This window comes from Rhodanobacter sp. L36 (genome assembly GCF_009765755.1).
Taxonomy (GTDB): Bacteria; Pseudomonadota; Gammaproteobacteria; order Xanthomonadales; family Rhodanobacteraceae; genus Rhodanobacter.
The window spans coordinates 535,723-549,911 of record NZ_LMUV01000011.1; the positions used below are offsets into that span (position 1 = coordinate 535,723).

The following is a 14,189-nucleotide window of genomic DNA, read 5'->3' on the forward strand; positions in this document are numbered from 1 at the left end:
CAGAATGGACGGACATGCGTTCGACATCAAGCCACTTGTTGCTGTGTTGCGTTCTTTTCTGCGGAGCCGCCTTGGCCACGCCGACACGCGCGGACACCTTGCTTGAAGCGAAATCTCTCACCGTGCCGGGTTTGCATCTGCAGACCGTCACCGCGCGCATCGGCGACGACATGGCCGGTGGTCTGCATATCCAGTTGCATGCCGGGCAAATGGACTTGCCGGCGATGGGTTGGCGGCGGCTCGGCCTGACGTTGGACGGCGACCTGCAACGTGACGCCGAGCTGCGCTGGATTTTCGACGGCAGCATTCGGCTGGCCGGCGGGCAGGGTGGGGCGCTGGGCAACTCGCACGTGCGCGTTTTGTTGAGCGACGCGGCAAACACCTTGCAGGTGGTCTTAACGCAGGGCAAGACGCAGGTTTCAGCCGCGCTGCCGCTCGATCAGCCGACGCATGCGCAGCTGCGCCTGAAAAACCTGCCGCTCGGATGGCTGCAAGGACTGCTGAGCACCATGTGGTCGGGTCACGTGAGCGGTGGACAGCTCGACGCCGACCTCGCGCTCGACGTGCGCGGCGCAGGTATTCAATCATCGGGCGATTTCACGCTGAGCAATGCCGGATTCGATACGCCGGCGGGCACGCTGGCCGGCCAGGGCGTGAATGGCAATGGCCAGTTCAATCTCGACAGCACGGAAGGCCCGTCGCAAATCGATCTCGACGCGAGCCTGCATGGCGGGCAGCTTTTGCTCGGCTCCATCTACGCCGAACTGCCGAATCAGACGACGCAGCTGGGACTACATGCCACCGCCCAACACGGCGCCTTCGAGCTGAGCCGTTTGCATGTCAATGATGCCGACGCCTTGCAGCTCGACGGCGCGCTGGCCTTCGATGCGAAAGGCAACCTGCAGAAGCTCAAGTTGAACCGCATCCACGCCATCTTCCCCGCGGCGTACCAGCGCTACGGCAAGGCGTGGGCCAGCACGCTCGGCCTGCACGTTGCGAACATCAAGGGCCAGCTGACCGGCAGCATCGATCTGCGCCCCGACGGCCTGCGCGGTTTCGCCTTCACAACCGATGGCCTCGACGTCACCGATGCGGATGGCCGCCTCGCAGTCGATGGTCTTCACGGCGGGCTCGACTGGAGTGCGCAGGGCGATCGTCCCGCGACCAGACTCGCCTGGCGCAGCCTCAAGTTCTACCGCGTGCTCAATGGCGCCGCCCAATCGAACTGGCAGAGCCGCAACGGCACGCTGAGTCTGTTGCAGCCGGTGGAAGTGCCTGTGCTGCAAGGCCAGCTACGCATCGGGGAGCTGGAATGGAATCCCGCCGCGGCCAAGGGGCAGCGGCTGGAAACATCGCTCGCGTTGACCGGCATCGACATGGCGACTTTCAGCCGTGCGATGGGCTGGCCTGCTTTCCCCGGCACGCTCGGCGGCGCGGTGCCTTCGTTGCGCTGGGTCGATGATCGCTTCGAACTGCAGGGTGGATTGTCCGCCAGCGTGTTCGGCGGCTTCGTCGACATCACGCGGCTCTCGCTGCAACAGCCGTTCAGCCCGAGCCCGGTATTGAGCGGTGATCTGCATCTGCAGAAACTCGACCTTGCATCGATCACCAGCGTGTTCGATTTCGGCAGCATGACCGGACCGCTGGATGGCCAGGTCAGCGATTTGCGCCTGGTCGACTGGAACCCGGTGGCATTCAAGGCAAGTCTGCTTGCCGGCAGCGGTGGCCGGATCAGCCAGCGCGCTGTCAACAACCTCACGGCGGTCGGCGGCGGTGGCAGCGGCGGCCTCGCCGCGGGCCTGCAGGGCGCCGTGCTCAAGCTGTTCAAAACGTTTGGCTACAAGCGCATCGGGCTGAACTGCACGCTGCAGGGCTCGGTCTGCCAGATGAGTGGTCTCGGCGAAAACGGCGATGGCTACACTATCCTCGAAGGCAGCGGGCTGCCTCGGTTGCAGGTCATCGGACATCAGGCGCAGGTCGACTGGCCGACGCTGGTTCGACGGTTGCGTGACGCCATCAACGGCAACGCACCGGAAATCCGCTGACCTTTTCGTTCATCCACGTGATTTCGTTTCCCGGAGTGCTTCATGCGCAAGTTCGTCTACCTCCTGATGACCTCGCTGGCCATCGCGCTGGTTGGTTGCGTCACCATCAACGTGTACTTTCCCGAGGCGGCAGCGCAGAAAGCGGCGGATCAATTCATCGGCAACGTACTTGACGATTCGAGCCAGGCGACCGCACCACCATCGAAAGATCCCAAGCCCGCACCGCCGGCCAGTCACCCGCCATCGGCGATGTTGCTCGACCTGCTGATCCCCGCCGCGCAGGCGGCCGACACCACGCCGAACCTGCGCATCCAGACCAGTACCACCGAGGCGATCCGCAATCGCATGCAGGCGCGTATTCGCGGTGCGCTCGGCGCGCTGCTCGACAGTGGCGCCGCAGGTTTCACCAGCGACGGCATGGTGGCCATGCGAGACGCGTCGAAAGTCGCTCTCAATCAGCGTACGCAAGCCAACGCGACGCTTGCTGACGAAAACCGCGATCGCGCGGCGCTGTATGCCGAGGTCGCCAACGCCAACAATCATCCGGAATGGGCGCCGCAGATTCGCGCCACGTTCGCCAAGGGCTGGATCGACAAGGCACGTGCCGGTTGGTACTACCAGAACGCCGCGGGCGCCTGGCAGAGGAAGTAACTGGGCACAGCTTGCTGGGCGGCCGCCGGATCGATGGGTGATAATCGGCGGCCAGCCATCGCCGCGCCGCCGCCTGTCCTCATGTCTCGATCCAACTCCGTTCCGCAGACACCGTTTGAAGCCGTCATCACCGATCTCGGCCACGACGGTCGCGGCGTCGCCCGCGTCGACGGCAAGACCGTTTTCGTCAGCGGCGCGCTACTCGGTGAGCGCGCGATACTGCGATTGCGAAAGCGTCATCGCCGTTTCGACGAGGCGGAAGTGGTCGAACTGCTCGAGCGGTCTCCTCACCGCGTCGAACCACGCTGCCGGCATTTCGGCGAATGCAGTGGCTGCTCGTTCCAGCATCTGGACGCCGCATCGCAGATCGAATCCAAGCAGCGCGTGCTGTCGGAAAATTTCGAGCGCATCGGCAAAGTGTCGCCGCAGTCGTGGTTGCCGCCGCTGACCAGTGACGCGTGGGCCTATCGTCGCCGAGGACGGCTTTCGGTGCGCAACGTGGTGAAGAAGGGCCGCGTGCTGGTCGGTTTCCGCGAAGAGGAAAACCCGCGTTTCGTCGCGGACATCCAGCACTGCGAAGTCGTGCATCCGGCGCTCGGCCCGAAGATCGGGCTGCTCGCCGAACTGCTCAACACCATGGATGCGGCCAGCGATATTCCGCAGATCGAATTCGCTGCCGGCGACGACATCATGGCGCTGGTGTTTCGCCACATGCAGCCGTTGAGCGAACGCGATACCGCCGCGCTGATCGTGTTCGGACAGCAACACGGTCTGGCCATCTATCTGCAGCCGGGCGGCAACAGCAGCGTGCATCCGTTGTGGCCCGAACACCCGCGGCTCGCTTTCCGCATCGGCAGCGACGATGCGCGTTATGCCGACGTGGAGCTGGAATTCGAGCCACTGGATTTCGTGCAGGTCAACGCGGGCATGAACCAGCGCATGCTGGCGCGCGCCATCGAGTTGCTCGATCCGCAACCGACCGATCGCGTGCTCGATCTTTTCTGCGGTCTCGGCAATTTCACCTTGCCGATCGCGCGTCGCGTCGCCGAAGTGGCAGGCGTGGAAGGCGAACACGGCCTCGTCGAACGCGCTGCGCAGAATGCAGCGCGCAACGGCATCGACAATGCGCGGTTCCATGTGGCCAATCTTTTCGAGGATCAACGCCATGCCGACTGGGCGAAGCAACCGTGGGACAAGGTGCTGCTCGATCCGCCGCGCGCCGGCGCAGACAAGGTGCTGGAATATCTACCGCACAAGCAGACACGCCGCATCGTCTACGTGTCGTGCCATCCGGCGTCGCTGGCGCGTGATGCCGGCATCCTGGTGAACCAGCATGGCTTCAAGCTGGTGTCGGCCGGCGTGATGGACATGTTTCCGCATACGGCGCATGTCGAATCCATCGCGCTGTTCGAGAAATAGGAAAGCGCATGGGCATCGAGATCGAACGCAAGTTTCTCCTGCAAGACGACAGCTGGCGCGCGGGTATCGAGCACAGCGAACAACTCTCGCAGGGTTACCTGGTCGGTGCGCAGGCATTGCGTAATGGCGACGCGCGTGCCTCTGTGCGTGCGCGAATCGCGGGCGATCGCGCGTGGCTCAACATCAAGGCGGCCACGCCCGGCATCGCGCGCGCCGAGTTCGAATACCCCATACCGGCAGACGATGCGCGAACGCTGCTGGATACGTTGTGCGATGGCGTGCTGGAAAAAACGCGCCATCACGTGCGCGTCGATGGCGTGTTGTTCGAAATCGACGAATTTCTCGGCGACAACATCGGGCTGATTGTCGCCGAGGTCGAACTGCCCGCCGTCGACGCCGTGTTCCCGCGACCCTCATGGCTGGGCCGCGAAGTGAGCGCGCTGGTGCGCTTCTACAACGTCAACTTGATCGCGCATCCGTACCGGCAATGGTCGTCGGCCGAGCGCGCTGCCGAGGACGCCGCATGCTGATGATCGGAATAACCGGCATCGAACTGGCCGAGCGCGAAAAAAGCTGGCTCATCGCCGATGGCGTCGCGGGCGTGCTGCTGTTTGCGCGCAACTATCAATCGCGCGAGCAGTTGATCGCGCTGTGTGAATCGATTCGCGATGTCGGCGGCGACCACCTGCTGATCGCCGTCGATCAGGAAGGTGGGCCGGTGCAGCGTTTCCGCGACGGCTTCACGCGATTGCCACCGCTGGCCGCGGTCGGTGCGATCCACGATTGCGATCCCGATGAAGCCGTTCGCCTCGCCGAGGAACATGCCTGGGTGATGGCCAGCGAGTTGCGCGCAAGCGGCGTCGATTTCAGTTTTGCGCCCGTCATCGATCTGGCGCGCGGCAATGCGGCGATCGGCTTGCGCGCATTTCATGCAAATCCGGCCGTCGTGTCGGAGTTGTCGCAGGCCTACGTGCGCGGCATGCACCTGGGCGGCATGGCCGCGGTGCTCAAGCATTTTCCGGGACACGGTTCGGTCGCCGCCGACACGCACAGGGCCAAAGCGATCGATCCACGCAGCCTCGACGAGATTCGTCGCGATGACTTGCTGCCGTTCATTGACTGCATCGAAGCGCGCGTCGAGGCCATCATGATGGCGCACGTGATTTATCCGACCGTCGATGCTCATCCGGCCGGCTATTCGAAGATCTGGATCGAGCAGATTCTTCGCAGCGAATTGAATTTCCGCGGCGCGGTGATCAGCGACGACATCAGCATGGCCGCCGCCGGTGCGGCAGGTAGTGTTAGCGAACGCGTGCGTGGGCATCTCGACGCCGGTTGCGATCTCGTGCTGGCGTGTTTCCCCGACGTGGTCGACGAAGCCTTGGCAGCTGTGCGAGGCGAGTCGAGAACGCTACCGCCGCAGCTTGCCGCGTTGCGCGGCGAACTCACCGCCGAGTGGGCCGGCCTGCTCGACAACCCGCAGCGCGATCGTTTCGTCGCGCGCATCACGGCGCTGCATGCCACCCAGGAAACTTCATGACCGCCCCGACTCCCTTGCTCGCCGATGTGATGGTCGATGCCGACCTCTTGTGGGAACGCAGCGCGCTGGACCGCATCATCGCCGACATGGGCCGACGCATCGATGCAGCGCTGGAAGGCGAACGCGCGGTGTTTCTCACCGTGATGAACGGCGCGCTGATTTTCGCCGGCCAGCTCGCGTTGTCGATCCGCACTGACTTCGAATTCGATTACGTGCACGCCACGCGCTATCGCGGCGCGACCTCCGGCAGCGATCTTCACTGGCTGCGCGAGCCGCACGTTTCACTCGAAGGACGCGTGGTGCTGCTGGTCGACGACATCCTCGACGAAGGTCATACGCTGAAAGCCGTGCGCGAAGATTGCTACAAGCGCGGCGCACGCAAGGTGCTCATCGTGAGTCTCTGCACCAAGCGGCACAACCGACTTGTCGAAGGCATCGCCGCCGACTTCAACGGGGTGGAATTGCCCGATCGCTACGTGTTCGGCTTCGGCATGGATTTCCACGAGCAAGGCCGCAACCTGCCGGGCATTTATGCGCTGAAAGAATAGCGGCGTCGGTAGGAGCGCACCCTGTGCGCGATAGTTCATCCTGACGTCACAAAAAGCACCGCGCACAGGGTGCGCTCCTACACTCATCCATGTTCAGACGGATTACTACGATGTCTCATCCAGACCACACGCCCATCGATCTCGCCGTCATCGGCGGCAGTGGCCTGTACAAATTTCCCGGGCTCGAAAACACCGAGCGCTGCAGCATCGACACGCCGTATGGCTCTGCATCGGGTGACGTGGTCATCGGTGATTTCGTTGGTCGCCGCGTGGCGTTCCTGGCGCGCCATGGCGAAAGCCACAGCCTGCCGCCGCATCGCGTGAACTACCGCGCCAATCTGTGGGCGCTGCACAGCCTCGGTGCGCGGCGTGTGATTGGCGTCAACGCCGTGGGCGGCATTCGCGCCGACATGGGGCCGCGGGCGATCGTGGTGCCCGATCAGCTCATCGATTACACGCACGGCCGCTACACAAGTTTTTGCGATGTCGAAGGCGCCGAGGTAAAGCACATCGATTTCAGCGAGCCGTACACCGAGTCGTTGCGTCAGCAGCTGATCACCGGCGCACGCGCTGCGGGTATCGCTGCCATTGACGGCGGCTGCTACGGCGCCACGCAGGGGCCTCGCCTGGAAACCCGCGCCGAGATCGCGCGCATGAAGCGCGATGGCTGCGATCTCGTCGGCATGACGGGCATGCCCGAGGCCTCGCTGGCACGCGAGCTCTCGCTCGAATACGCCTGCCTCGCACTGGTCGCGAACTTCGCTGCCGGCTGCGGCGACGAAGCGGAAATCAGCATCGAGGAAATCTTCGCGCATCTGGCTGCGGCCACCGCCGAGGTGCCGCGCATCCTGTCGGCCATGCTCGAAAGCTGAGTACGGCGTCGGGCTTTTGGCGTTGTGCGAAAAACACGTATTGCGTTGCCCCTTCATGTGTTGATACTTTTTCGCGGCCAGGCGGCGAACCGGGGGAGTGCTGGTTACGTGCGAAACCTGGCGCTCCATTCCATGGGTCCAGAGGTTCAAGCAATGAGTTTCGGTACGGTCAAGTGGTTCAACGACGCCAAAGGCTTCGGTTTCATTTCGCCTGAGGACGGGGGGGCGGACGTTTTCGTCCATTTTTCGGCCATTTCCAGCAAAGGCTTCCGCAGCCTGCAGGAAGGTCAGCGCGTGCAGTTCGAGATCACCCAGGGGCCCAAGGGCGCCCAGGCTTCGGGTGTCGAAGTCGCTGGTTGATCCATCGGCGTTGTGATGCAAAAACGAACCCCGCACAGTGTGCGGGGTTTTTGTTTTTATCGAGGAGCGGCCGCACACTGTGCGGAGTTTCTGTTTCGACGGCACGGAGAACGGCATGACCGATCGCAGATATTTCCTCAAGGCTTCGTTGCTCGGCGCCTCCGCATCGGCACTCGCCTGGGGCGGCAAGCTCGTCGCTGGCCAGCCGGTTGCCGCGCGCAAGGCCACCGGCGCGCGCGTGGTTTCCACCTGGGACTTCGGCATCGCGGCGAACCAGTCGGCGTGGACCGTGCTCGGCACCGGCGGGCGTGCGCTGGACGCGGTCGAAAAAGGCGTGCAGGTACCCGAGTCCGATCTGAAAAACCACAGCGTCGGCAAGGGTGGTTATCCCGATCGCGATGGCCACGTTACGCTCGACGCCAGCATCATGGATGGCGATGGCAGCTGCGGCGCCGTCGCTGCGCTCGAACACATCGAGCATCCGATCTCCGTCGCGCGCCGGGTGATGGAGCGCACGCCGCACGTGTTGCTGGTGGGCGAGGGCGCGTTGCAGTTCGCGCTTGAGCAGGGCTTCAAAAAGCAGGAGCTGCTCACGCCCGAATCCGAAAAGGCCTGGCACGAGTGGCAGAAAACCGCGCACTACAGTCCGTCGATCAACAGCGAAGTGCATGACTACGGCAAAAGCAGCGCGACCGGCATGCCCGGCGGTGCGCACAACCACGACACCATCGGCATGCTCGCCATCGACGCGCAAGGCCGCATGGCCGGTGCATGTACTACCAGCGGCATGGCCTGGAAAATGCGCGGCCGCGTCGGCGACAGCCCGATCATCGGCGCCGGCCTGTACGTCGATGGCGACGTCGGCGGCGCAACATCGACCGGCGTCGGCGAGGAAGTGATCCGCAACGCCGGCAGCTTTCTCGTCGTCGAACTCATGCGCCAGGGCCGCTCGCCGCACGACGCCTGCAAGGAGGCCGTCATGCGCATCGTCAAAAAACGCCGCGAAGCATCGAAGACCTTGCAGGTCGGCTTCCTTGCGATGAACCGCCATGGCGAAGTCGGCGCCTATGCAATCCAGCACGGCTTCTCCTACGCGGTGTGCGACGCGCAGAAACAGGACGGCCTGATCCCGTCGCAGAGCGTCTACACCACGAGCTACTCATGATCCTCGAAGTCGCCGCCAACTCCGTCGCCTCCGCACTCGCCGCGCAGGAAGGCGGCGCCGGCCGCGTCGAACTCTGCACCGCACTCGAACTCGGCGGCCTCACGCCCTCGGCTGCGCAGATCGAACTCGCGCGCGAACACCTGCGCATTCCGCTCTACGTGTTGATTCGCCCGCGCGCCGGCGACTTTCTCTACAACGATCTCGAATGCGAGACCATGCTGCGCGACATCGAAGCCTGCGACGCAGCGGGTTGCGACGGCGTCGTATTCGGCGTGCTCGATGCCGACGGCGACATCGACATGCCGCGCTGTCGCTCACTCATCTCTGCCGCCGGCAACATGGGCGTCACCTTTCACCGCGCCTTCGACCTCACCCGCAAGCCGCAATCGTCACTCGGCGATCTGATCGAACTCGGCTGCGAACGCGTGCTGACCTCGGGCGCACAAGGCAGCGCGCTTGAAGGAGCACCGCTCATTCGCCAATTGTTCGAACTATCCGCCGGCCGCATCATCGTGATGCCGGGAGCGAGCGTCTCCGCCGAAAACATCGGCAAGCTACACGAACTTACCGGTGCTAGCGAATTTCATGCGTCGGCAAAACAGCAGCACGCGTCGGGCATGCAATGGCAGCCGGAGTTATTGAAAGAAATGCAGGGCGGTGAGTTGCGCAGCGATGTCGAGCAGGTGCGTAGCATTGTGGCGGCTCTGAACAATGCGCGACGCTGATTGCGGATTGAATGACAGGATTGGAACCGCGACTTTGAATCTATATGGCTAGACATGAGGGGAATTCTTTGAACGCTCTGCGCGTACTTTGGCTTGCGTCCATCATTCTCGGCATGGCTACTCAAGTCGTCATGCTTTCACTTCAAATCGGCGCGTTGCGTCGCTACGCACACCGAAGCTTCTGGTTACTCGCTTTGGGCACCACATTCGCTGCCGTCTATGCGGTCATGGGAGCCATACCTTTTTTTGTCACTCTAAGCACGGAAGCTCTTGTCAGTCTTTTCGGTATTGCTCTCGCGTTCGCATCGATTGGCATCGCACTTGGCATATGGGGCACCACTTCGCTATTTCGACGGTTCGGTGAGCTTCATCAGACTTCATTTGGCGTCAACGGCGAGACTGCCTAGCATTTCGCTCCATATGTGCGTCTTCGGCGCCAATTAAAAAAACATGACCGATCAATTGCCCGTAGAAATCGCCGAAGAATGGATTCAGGCTTGGTCTGCGAAAAAATTGCCAGCCGATAGTGGAGTAGTGAGCGATTCTCGTCTGGATTTTGAGCTTCCAACGGAAGATCCGAATCTGTGCCTCGAATCAATCATCAGCGTCCTGGAGCGCATCGATTGTTCATCACCCAACCGACTTCTTGCAGTGTTGGCTGCCGGTCCGCTGGAAGACCTTCTGGTAGCGAATGGGCATATCGTTATTGATCGCGTGGAGGTGCTGGCAAGACGCGATCCGGCGTTTCGCCTTTTACTAAACGGTATATGGGACAACACGATCAAGCCGGACGTACTTTCAAGGCTGGCCAAGTATCGTGGTCAGCCGTGGTGAGCTTTGGTTCAATCTGATGCGGGTTACCCCGGCTATGGTGTTAGAGGCTTCCGGAGATCATCGATGGGATGGCTGATTACCAAGTACCTGCTCACTGCGGCCGTGGTCGTCGCGGTGTCCGAAGCGGCCAAGCGCAGCGACAGGCTTGGGGGATTTATTGCGGCGCTCCCGCTGGTCACATTTCTTGCGCTCATCTGGCTCTACGTCGAGAAACAACCGCTGTCCAAGATTTCCAACCACGCCTGGTACACGTTCTGGTATGTCGTGCCCACGCTGCCGATGTTCCTCGCGTTTCCGATGTTGCTGCCACGCCTCGGTTTCTGGCTGACGTTGCTGGCCAGTATCGGGATTACGGTGGTCTGCTTTGGATTGTTCGCACTGCTGGTGCGGCAATTCGGGATTCAGTTGTTGCCGTGAAGTTGCAAGCATCTTTTATCGCCGCTAGTGGCGATGACTTTCGAGAGTGAAAAATGAACAGCGATGACAAAGACCAAATAGCGCGTTTCACCAAGGAACTGAAAACGGGAGACTGGCTGGACAATGCTCAGCGTCGATCACAGCGACGCAAAAGTCCTTGGAATCTCTTGCTTCCACTGTTTGGCCTTCCACTTTGGGCCGCCTTCGCCTTCCTGTTTGTCCGGCTGGGTGAACTTATCCATCTGGCATTCAATCCAGCGTTGAACGCCTCAGCTGGCGCGTTCTTCGATGGGCCTATGCGCCTGACTACGGGCTTGATCATTTTTCCGTCCATGCTTGTCGGCATGTTCCCGGCATTCATGCTGGCGAACTTCCTCGTCTATCGAATCCCCTGGGCGCGACGTGCCCTGGAAGCTGAAGACTGCAATTCTCCAGCGGACGGTTATGGCCCATCCCAGCGCGCTATTTTCAGAATGGGAGTCGTGGCGATCGTTGCCACGCTGATCCTGATTTTCGTCGGAGCGGCGCTTGGTTAGAGCGGACGTGCCTGGTTTTCCGCGACCGAAGTTTCAATGAAGCACGAAGCGACATCATTCAAACGCGTGTCATTCGGGAGACAACCATGGCATCCATGCTTCAGACAATTCATCCCGTTCTGATGGCACGCGACGTGGCGGCGTCGATCGACTTTTATCGTCGCCTCGGATTCGTTCTGGCATTCCAGGATCATCCTGACGACCCCAGGTACGCGGGAGTGACGCGCGATGGCGTGCAGCTCCATCTGCAGTGGGCGGATTCAGAGCAATGGGCGTATCCGGTGGATCGTCCCGTGTATCGTTTTGTCGTCAGCGACGTCGATGCGATCCATCGCGAGTTCGTCGAAAGCGGCTGCATCGATCCGGGCGCTACGCATGTGAGCCCATGGGCAGTACCAGCGAACACGCCGTGGGGAACGCGGGAGTTTCATCTTCGTGATCCCGGACAGAATGGCCTGCAATTTTACCGACCGCTGTGAGCACGCATCTCAAGAAGCCGTCCGACAGCCATCAACGCAAGGAGACCACCCATGCCGAACATCGATGTGCTGATCGTCGGCGCGGGCCCGACGGGTCTGACCCTGGCTTGCATGCTGGCGCAGCGGAAGGTGCGATTTCGCATCATCGAAGCTTCGCCTTCAGCGCAAACGGGATCGCGCGGAAAAGGGCTGCAGCCGCGAACGCTGGAATTGTTTGACGATCTGGGCATCGTCGATCGCGTGATCGGCAACGGCAGCTTCGGCATCAAGATGCTTCGGTACGACGAGACCGGCGCACCCGCCGAGGCTCCGCGACGAGATATTCCACCGAGGCCGGATGCGCCATACCTGTCGACGTTGCTGACGCCGCAATGGCGCGTCGAGGAGGCGTTGCGCGCGAAGCTCGCCGAGCTTGGTGGCGAGGTCGAATTCGGCGTGACGCTGTCGAGCTTTGCGCAGGATGATGATGGCGTGACCGCACAGCTCAACAGTTTGGACGGCCAAACCACCGTGCGTGCCCGCTGGTTGATCGGTTGCGATGGCGGCAAGAGCTCCGTCCGTCAGCAGACGGGGATTTCGTTTCTCGGCGAAACCCTGGAGACAGTCCGCATGATGCTTGGCGATATACGCGTGAGCGGACTCGATCGCGAGCACTGGCACATCTGGCGCAGCGAAGAGGGCTTTCTCGCGCTATGTCCGCTACCTTCCACCGACGTATTTCAGCTGCAGATATCGATCGCGCCGGGGCAGGAAGACCAACCCTCGCGCGAAGCTTTTCAGCGCCTGATCGATCAACGCACGCGGCAGCGGAACATCCGTGTCGAAGACACCGCATGGGAGTCGATGTGGCGCGCCAACGTGCGCATGGTCGACCGCTATCGCGACGGCCACGTGCTTCTGGCCGGCGACGCGGCGCACGTGCATTCACCGGCCGGCGGGCAGGGCATGAACACCGGTATCCAGGACGCGTACAACCTGGGCTGGAAACTCGCCGCCGTGCTGCGTGGTTGCGATGAAAGCCTTGTCGACACCTATGGCGAGGAACGGTTGCCCATCGCGTCGTGGGTGCTCGGCGTTTCCAGCGAACTGATGAATGCCGCCATCGCGGCGCGCGGCATGGTGTTCAGTCGCGATGAAAAAACCATGCAACTCGGCCTTGGATATCGCCATGGAGGCCTGTCGCAGGACGCGCGTGCGGAAGGCGAAGGTTTGCGTGCCGGCGATCGCGCGCCGGATGCGCCGGGCTTGTCCGCAGCCGGCCGATCGATGCGCGTCTTCGACCTGCTGCGCGGGCCACACATCACGCTGCTCGGTTTCGGCGCACGTTGGCGACCGTTGATCGACGATTGCATTGCAGCGTTCGGCGACGACGTGCGGGGCTACGTCATTGCTGCGTCATCCGATGACATGACGAACATTGTGGATGAGCACGATCACGCGCGAGCTGCTTATGGCGACGAAGCGTTGTTCGTGATCAGGCCGGACAACTATGTCGGAATGGTCACAAGGCATGTCGATGCGGCGCCGCTGATGGAGTATTTGCGACGCATCGCGGTGCCTGTTTCCTCAAGCGACGCGTTGTCGGGTCGTCATCGGAAACCGTAGCCAGACTTCGGTTGAAAAAAAATCGGCGCCATCACGGCGCCGGGTTTTTCATCAGTACAAAAACAAAACCACAGGCATCAATCGCGCGATTTGGCGACCACGCTGCCATCGGTGGGGTCGGCGAGCACGGCAACGTCCTCGCCATGCGGCGTCTTGGCATCGGCGCTCCACAGGCCGTCGTCGAACTTCACATGCTTGACGTTCTGATAGCCGGCACCAGCCAGCTTGGCGCTGATTTCGTCTTCGTTGAGCTTGGACGGCGCATTCGCCGGATAGACCCTGCCGGTCATCGGGCCGACCTCAAGTTTGACCCACTGCTTGTTGCCGCCGCGGGCCTTGGTGCGCCACACGCCATCCTTGAATTTCAGGTTCTCGACTTCCTTGTAGCCGGCATTCGCGATCGATGTTTCGATGGCGTCCTGGGTCAGTGCGCCCACCGGTTGGGTGGTGGTCCACGTAGTAACCGTGGTGGTGGTTTCCGTGGCGCCAGTAGCCGGCGCGGTTGCGGGCGGCGTGTCCTGAGCGAAGGCAACGCTGCCCATCGACAACGCGATCAACAGAGGAAGCAGACGCTTGATCATGGTGAACTCCTTTGGGGGCTTGAAGCCAGAGTGATGGGATCACCGTGTTGCGGATGGTGATGTGAAATCCTGCGTCACTGCGAAGCGTGGCGTAGGTGCGGTTCAGTTATGTGGACGCGGCGTCATGGAAACTCATGGTGGGCGCTCGGCCATAGGTATTCAGCAACTGAATCAACGGCGCCCTTCGTCGCGAATTCATCATCCGAGCGACGAGCTTTTTGTGGCTCTTGATCTGCGCTCTTGATCTTCAATCCCTGTGCGGCGGTGAGGTGTGGACGGCAGGCCCGCAGGGGAATCGACAGGAGTCCTGTCGAAAAGCCCGGCCACGGCTCACGGACTTGCCGGCGAAGCTCGGCAAGCGCCAAGTGGGGTGGCCTCTCTTTTGGTTACTTTTCTCTGGTCATCAGAGAAA

Annotated in this window: 17 protein-coding genes; 16 read left to right on the forward strand and 1 reads right to left on the reverse strand. The window is 61.9% G+C overall.

All coding sequences use genetic code 11. From position 1 onward, the window contains the following. The first annotated feature begins 14 nt into the window (after positions 1-14). The 16 genes from GSQ73_RS12190 to GSQ73_RS12265 all read left to right on the forward strand — a co-directional run bounded on the left by GSQ73_RS12190 (position 15) and on the right by GSQ73_RS12265 (position 13,196). Entirely contained in the window at positions 15-2,045 is a 2,031-nt protein-coding gene (locus GSQ73_RS12190) for a hypothetical protein (protein ID WP_158884339.1), read from the forward strand. Between the two features lie 42 nt (positions 2,046-2,087). Continuing rightward, positions 2,088-2,696: a YdbL family protein gene (locus GSQ73_RS12195; protein WP_158884341.1), complete on the forward strand. Its 609-nt coding sequence runs from the start codon at positions 2,088-2,090 to the stop codon at positions 2,694-2,696. Between the two features lie 81 nt (positions 2,697-2,777). Next, positions 2,778-4,115, forward strand: coding sequence for a 23S rRNA (uracil(1939)-C(5))-methyltransferase RlmD (gene rlmD / locus GSQ73_RS12200; RefSeq protein ID WP_158884343.1), 1,338 nt, complete (start codon positions 2,778-2,780; stop codon positions 4,113-4,115). Between the two features lie 8 nt (positions 4,116-4,123). Continuing rightward, positions 4,124-4,645 carry a CYTH domain-containing protein gene (locus GSQ73_RS12205; protein ID WP_158884345.1) on the forward strand — a complete coding sequence of 174 codons (522 nt, stop codon included), beginning with the start codon at positions 4,124-4,126 and terminating at the stop codon, positions 4,643-4,645. After that, positions 4,639-5,655 carry a beta-N-acetylhexosaminidase gene (nagZ, locus tag GSQ73_RS12210; protein ID WP_158884347.1) on the forward strand — a complete coding sequence of 339 codons (1,017 nt, stop codon included), beginning with the start codon at positions 4,639-4,641 and terminating at the stop codon, positions 5,653-5,655. Before GSQ73_RS12205 ends, nagZ begins: the two co-directional genes overlap by 7 nt. After that, positions 5,652-6,203, forward strand: coding sequence for a hypoxanthine-guanine phosphoribosyltransferase (locus GSQ73_RS12215; protein ID WP_158884349.1), 552 nt, complete (start codon positions 5,652-5,654; stop codon positions 6,201-6,203). The genes nagZ and GSQ73_RS12215 overlap by 4 nt, the downstream gene beginning before the upstream one ends. Before the next feature lie 110 nt (positions 6,204-6,313). Beyond that, positions 6,314-7,075 carry an S-methyl-5'-thioinosine phosphorylase gene (locus GSQ73_RS12220; protein ID WP_158884351.1) on the forward strand — a complete coding sequence of 254 codons (762 nt, stop codon included), beginning with the start codon at positions 6,314-6,316 and terminating at the stop codon, positions 7,073-7,075. A 153-nt stretch (positions 7,076-7,228) separates the two neighbouring features. Beyond that, positions 7,229-7,435 carry a cold-shock protein gene (locus tag GSQ73_RS12225; protein ID WP_158884353.1) on the forward strand — a complete coding sequence of 69 codons (207 nt, stop codon included), beginning with the start codon at positions 7,229-7,231 and terminating at the stop codon, positions 7,433-7,435. 115 nt (positions 7,436-7,550) lie between these two features. Continuing rightward, complete coding sequence (locus GSQ73_RS12230; protein WP_158884355.1) at positions 7,551-8,600, forward strand: N(4)-(beta-N-acetylglucosaminyl)-L-asparaginase; 1,050 nt, start codon at positions 7,551-7,553, stop codon at positions 8,598-8,600. Continuing rightward, the gene (locus GSQ73_RS12235; protein WP_158884357.1) at positions 8,597-9,325 is read left to right on the forward strand and encodes a copper homeostasis protein CutC; all 729 of its coding nucleotides are present in this window, start codon (positions 8,597-8,599) and stop codon (positions 9,323-9,325) included. The genes GSQ73_RS12230 and GSQ73_RS12235 overlap by 4 nt, the downstream gene beginning before the upstream one ends. Positions 9,326-9,393: 68 nt before the next feature. Continuing rightward, positions 9,394-9,732 carry a hypothetical protein gene (locus tag GSQ73_RS12240; RefSeq protein WP_158884359.1) on the forward strand — a complete coding sequence of 113 codons (339 nt, stop codon included), beginning with the start codon at positions 9,394-9,396 and terminating at the stop codon, positions 9,730-9,732. A gap of 43 nt (positions 9,733-9,775) precedes the next feature. Continuing rightward, positions 9,776-10,159, forward strand: a complete 384-nt coding sequence (locus GSQ73_RS12245) for a DUF6869 domain-containing protein (RefSeq protein ID WP_158884361.1) — start codon at positions 9,776-9,778, stop codon at positions 10,157-10,159. A 63-nt stretch (positions 10,160-10,222) separates the two neighbouring features. Then, positions 10,223-10,576 (forward strand): DUF3147 family protein, encoded by a 354-nt coding sequence (locus GSQ73_RS12250; RefSeq protein ID WP_158884363.1) that lies wholly within the window; start codon positions 10,223-10,225, stop codon positions 10,574-10,576. A gap of 53 nt (positions 10,577-10,629) precedes the next feature. Further along, on the forward strand, positions 10,630-11,112 hold the full coding sequence (locus GSQ73_RS12255) for a hypothetical protein (protein WP_158884365.1): 483 nt from the start codon (positions 10,630-10,632) through the stop codon (positions 11,110-11,112). A gap of 86 nt (positions 11,113-11,198) precedes the next feature. Beyond that, a complete protein-coding gene (locus GSQ73_RS12260; RefSeq protein WP_158884367.1) occupies positions 11,199-11,591 on the forward strand; it encodes a VOC family protein in 393 nt (130 codons plus the stop codon). Positions 11,592-11,642: 51 nt separating this feature from the next. Further along, on the forward strand, positions 11,643-13,196 hold the full coding sequence (locus tag GSQ73_RS12265; RefSeq protein WP_158884369.1) for an FAD-dependent monooxygenase: 1,554 nt from the start codon (positions 11,643-11,645) through the stop codon (positions 13,194-13,196). 77 nt (positions 13,197-13,273) lie between these two features. Here the strand turns inward: GSQ73_RS12265 and GSQ73_RS12270 are convergent, their stop codons facing one another. Continuing rightward, complete coding sequence (locus GSQ73_RS12270) at positions 13,274-13,777, reverse strand: PepSY domain-containing protein (RefSeq protein WP_158884371.1); 504 nt, start codon at positions 13,775-13,777, stop codon at positions 13,274-13,276. Positions 13,778-14,189 lie beyond the last annotated feature (412 nt).

Excerpts from the sequence above, each read along its gene's own strand:
- GSQ73_RS12190 (WP_158884339.1), top strand. The coding sequence starts at position 15 with ATGCGTTCGACATCAAGCCACTTGTTGCTGTGTTGCGTTCTTTTCTGC.
- GSQ73_RS12195 (WP_158884341.1), top strand. The coding sequence starts at position 2,088 with ATGCGCAAGTTCGTCTACCTCCTGATGACCTCGCTGGCCATCGCGCTG.
- rlmD (WP_158884343.1), top strand. The coding sequence starts at position 2,778 with ATGTCTCGATCCAACTCCGTTCCGCAGACACCGTTTGAAGCCGTCATC.
- GSQ73_RS12205 (WP_158884345.1), top strand. The coding sequence starts at position 4,124 with ATGGGCATCGAGATCGAACGCAAGTTTCTCCTGCAAGACGACAGCTGG.
- nagZ (WP_158884347.1), top strand. The coding sequence starts at position 4,639 with ATGCTGATGATCGGAATAACCGGCATCGAACTGGCCGAGCGCGAAAAA.
- GSQ73_RS12215 (WP_158884349.1), top strand. The coding sequence starts at position 5,652 with ATGACCGCCCCGACTCCCTTGCTCGCCGATGTGATGGTCGATGCCGAC.
- GSQ73_RS12220 (WP_158884351.1), top strand. The coding sequence starts at position 6,314 with ATGTCTCATCCAGACCACACGCCCATCGATCTCGCCGTCATCGGCGGC.
- GSQ73_RS12225 (WP_158884353.1), top strand. The coding sequence starts at position 7,229 with ATGAGTTTCGGTACGGTCAAGTGGTTCAACGACGCCAAAGGCTTCGGT.
- GSQ73_RS12230 (WP_158884355.1), top strand. The coding sequence starts at position 7,551 with ATGACCGATCGCAGATATTTCCTCAAGGCTTCGTTGCTCGGCGCCTCC.
- GSQ73_RS12235 (WP_158884357.1), top strand. The coding sequence starts at position 8,597 with ATGATCCTCGAAGTCGCCGCCAACTCCGTCGCCTCCGCACTCGCCGCG.
- GSQ73_RS12245 (WP_158884361.1), top strand. The coding sequence starts at position 9,776 with ATGACCGATCAATTGCCCGTAGAAATCGCCGAAGAATGGATTCAGGCT.
- GSQ73_RS12250 (WP_158884363.1), top strand. The coding sequence starts at position 10,223 with ATGGGATGGCTGATTACCAAGTACCTGCTCACTGCGGCCGTGGTCGTC.
- GSQ73_RS12255 (WP_158884365.1), top strand. The coding sequence starts at position 10,630 with ATGAACAGCGATGACAAAGACCAAATAGCGCGTTTCACCAAGGAACTG.
- GSQ73_RS12260 (WP_158884367.1), top strand. The coding sequence starts at position 11,199 with ATGGCATCCATGCTTCAGACAATTCATCCCGTTCTGATGGCACGCGAC.
- GSQ73_RS12265 (WP_158884369.1), top strand. The coding sequence starts at position 11,643 with ATGCCGAACATCGATGTGCTGATCGTCGGCGCGGGCCCGACGGGTCTG.
- GSQ73_RS12270 (WP_158884371.1), bottom strand. The coding sequence starts at position 13,777 with ATGATCAAGCGTCTGCTTCCTCTGTTGATCGCGTTGTCGATGGGCAGC.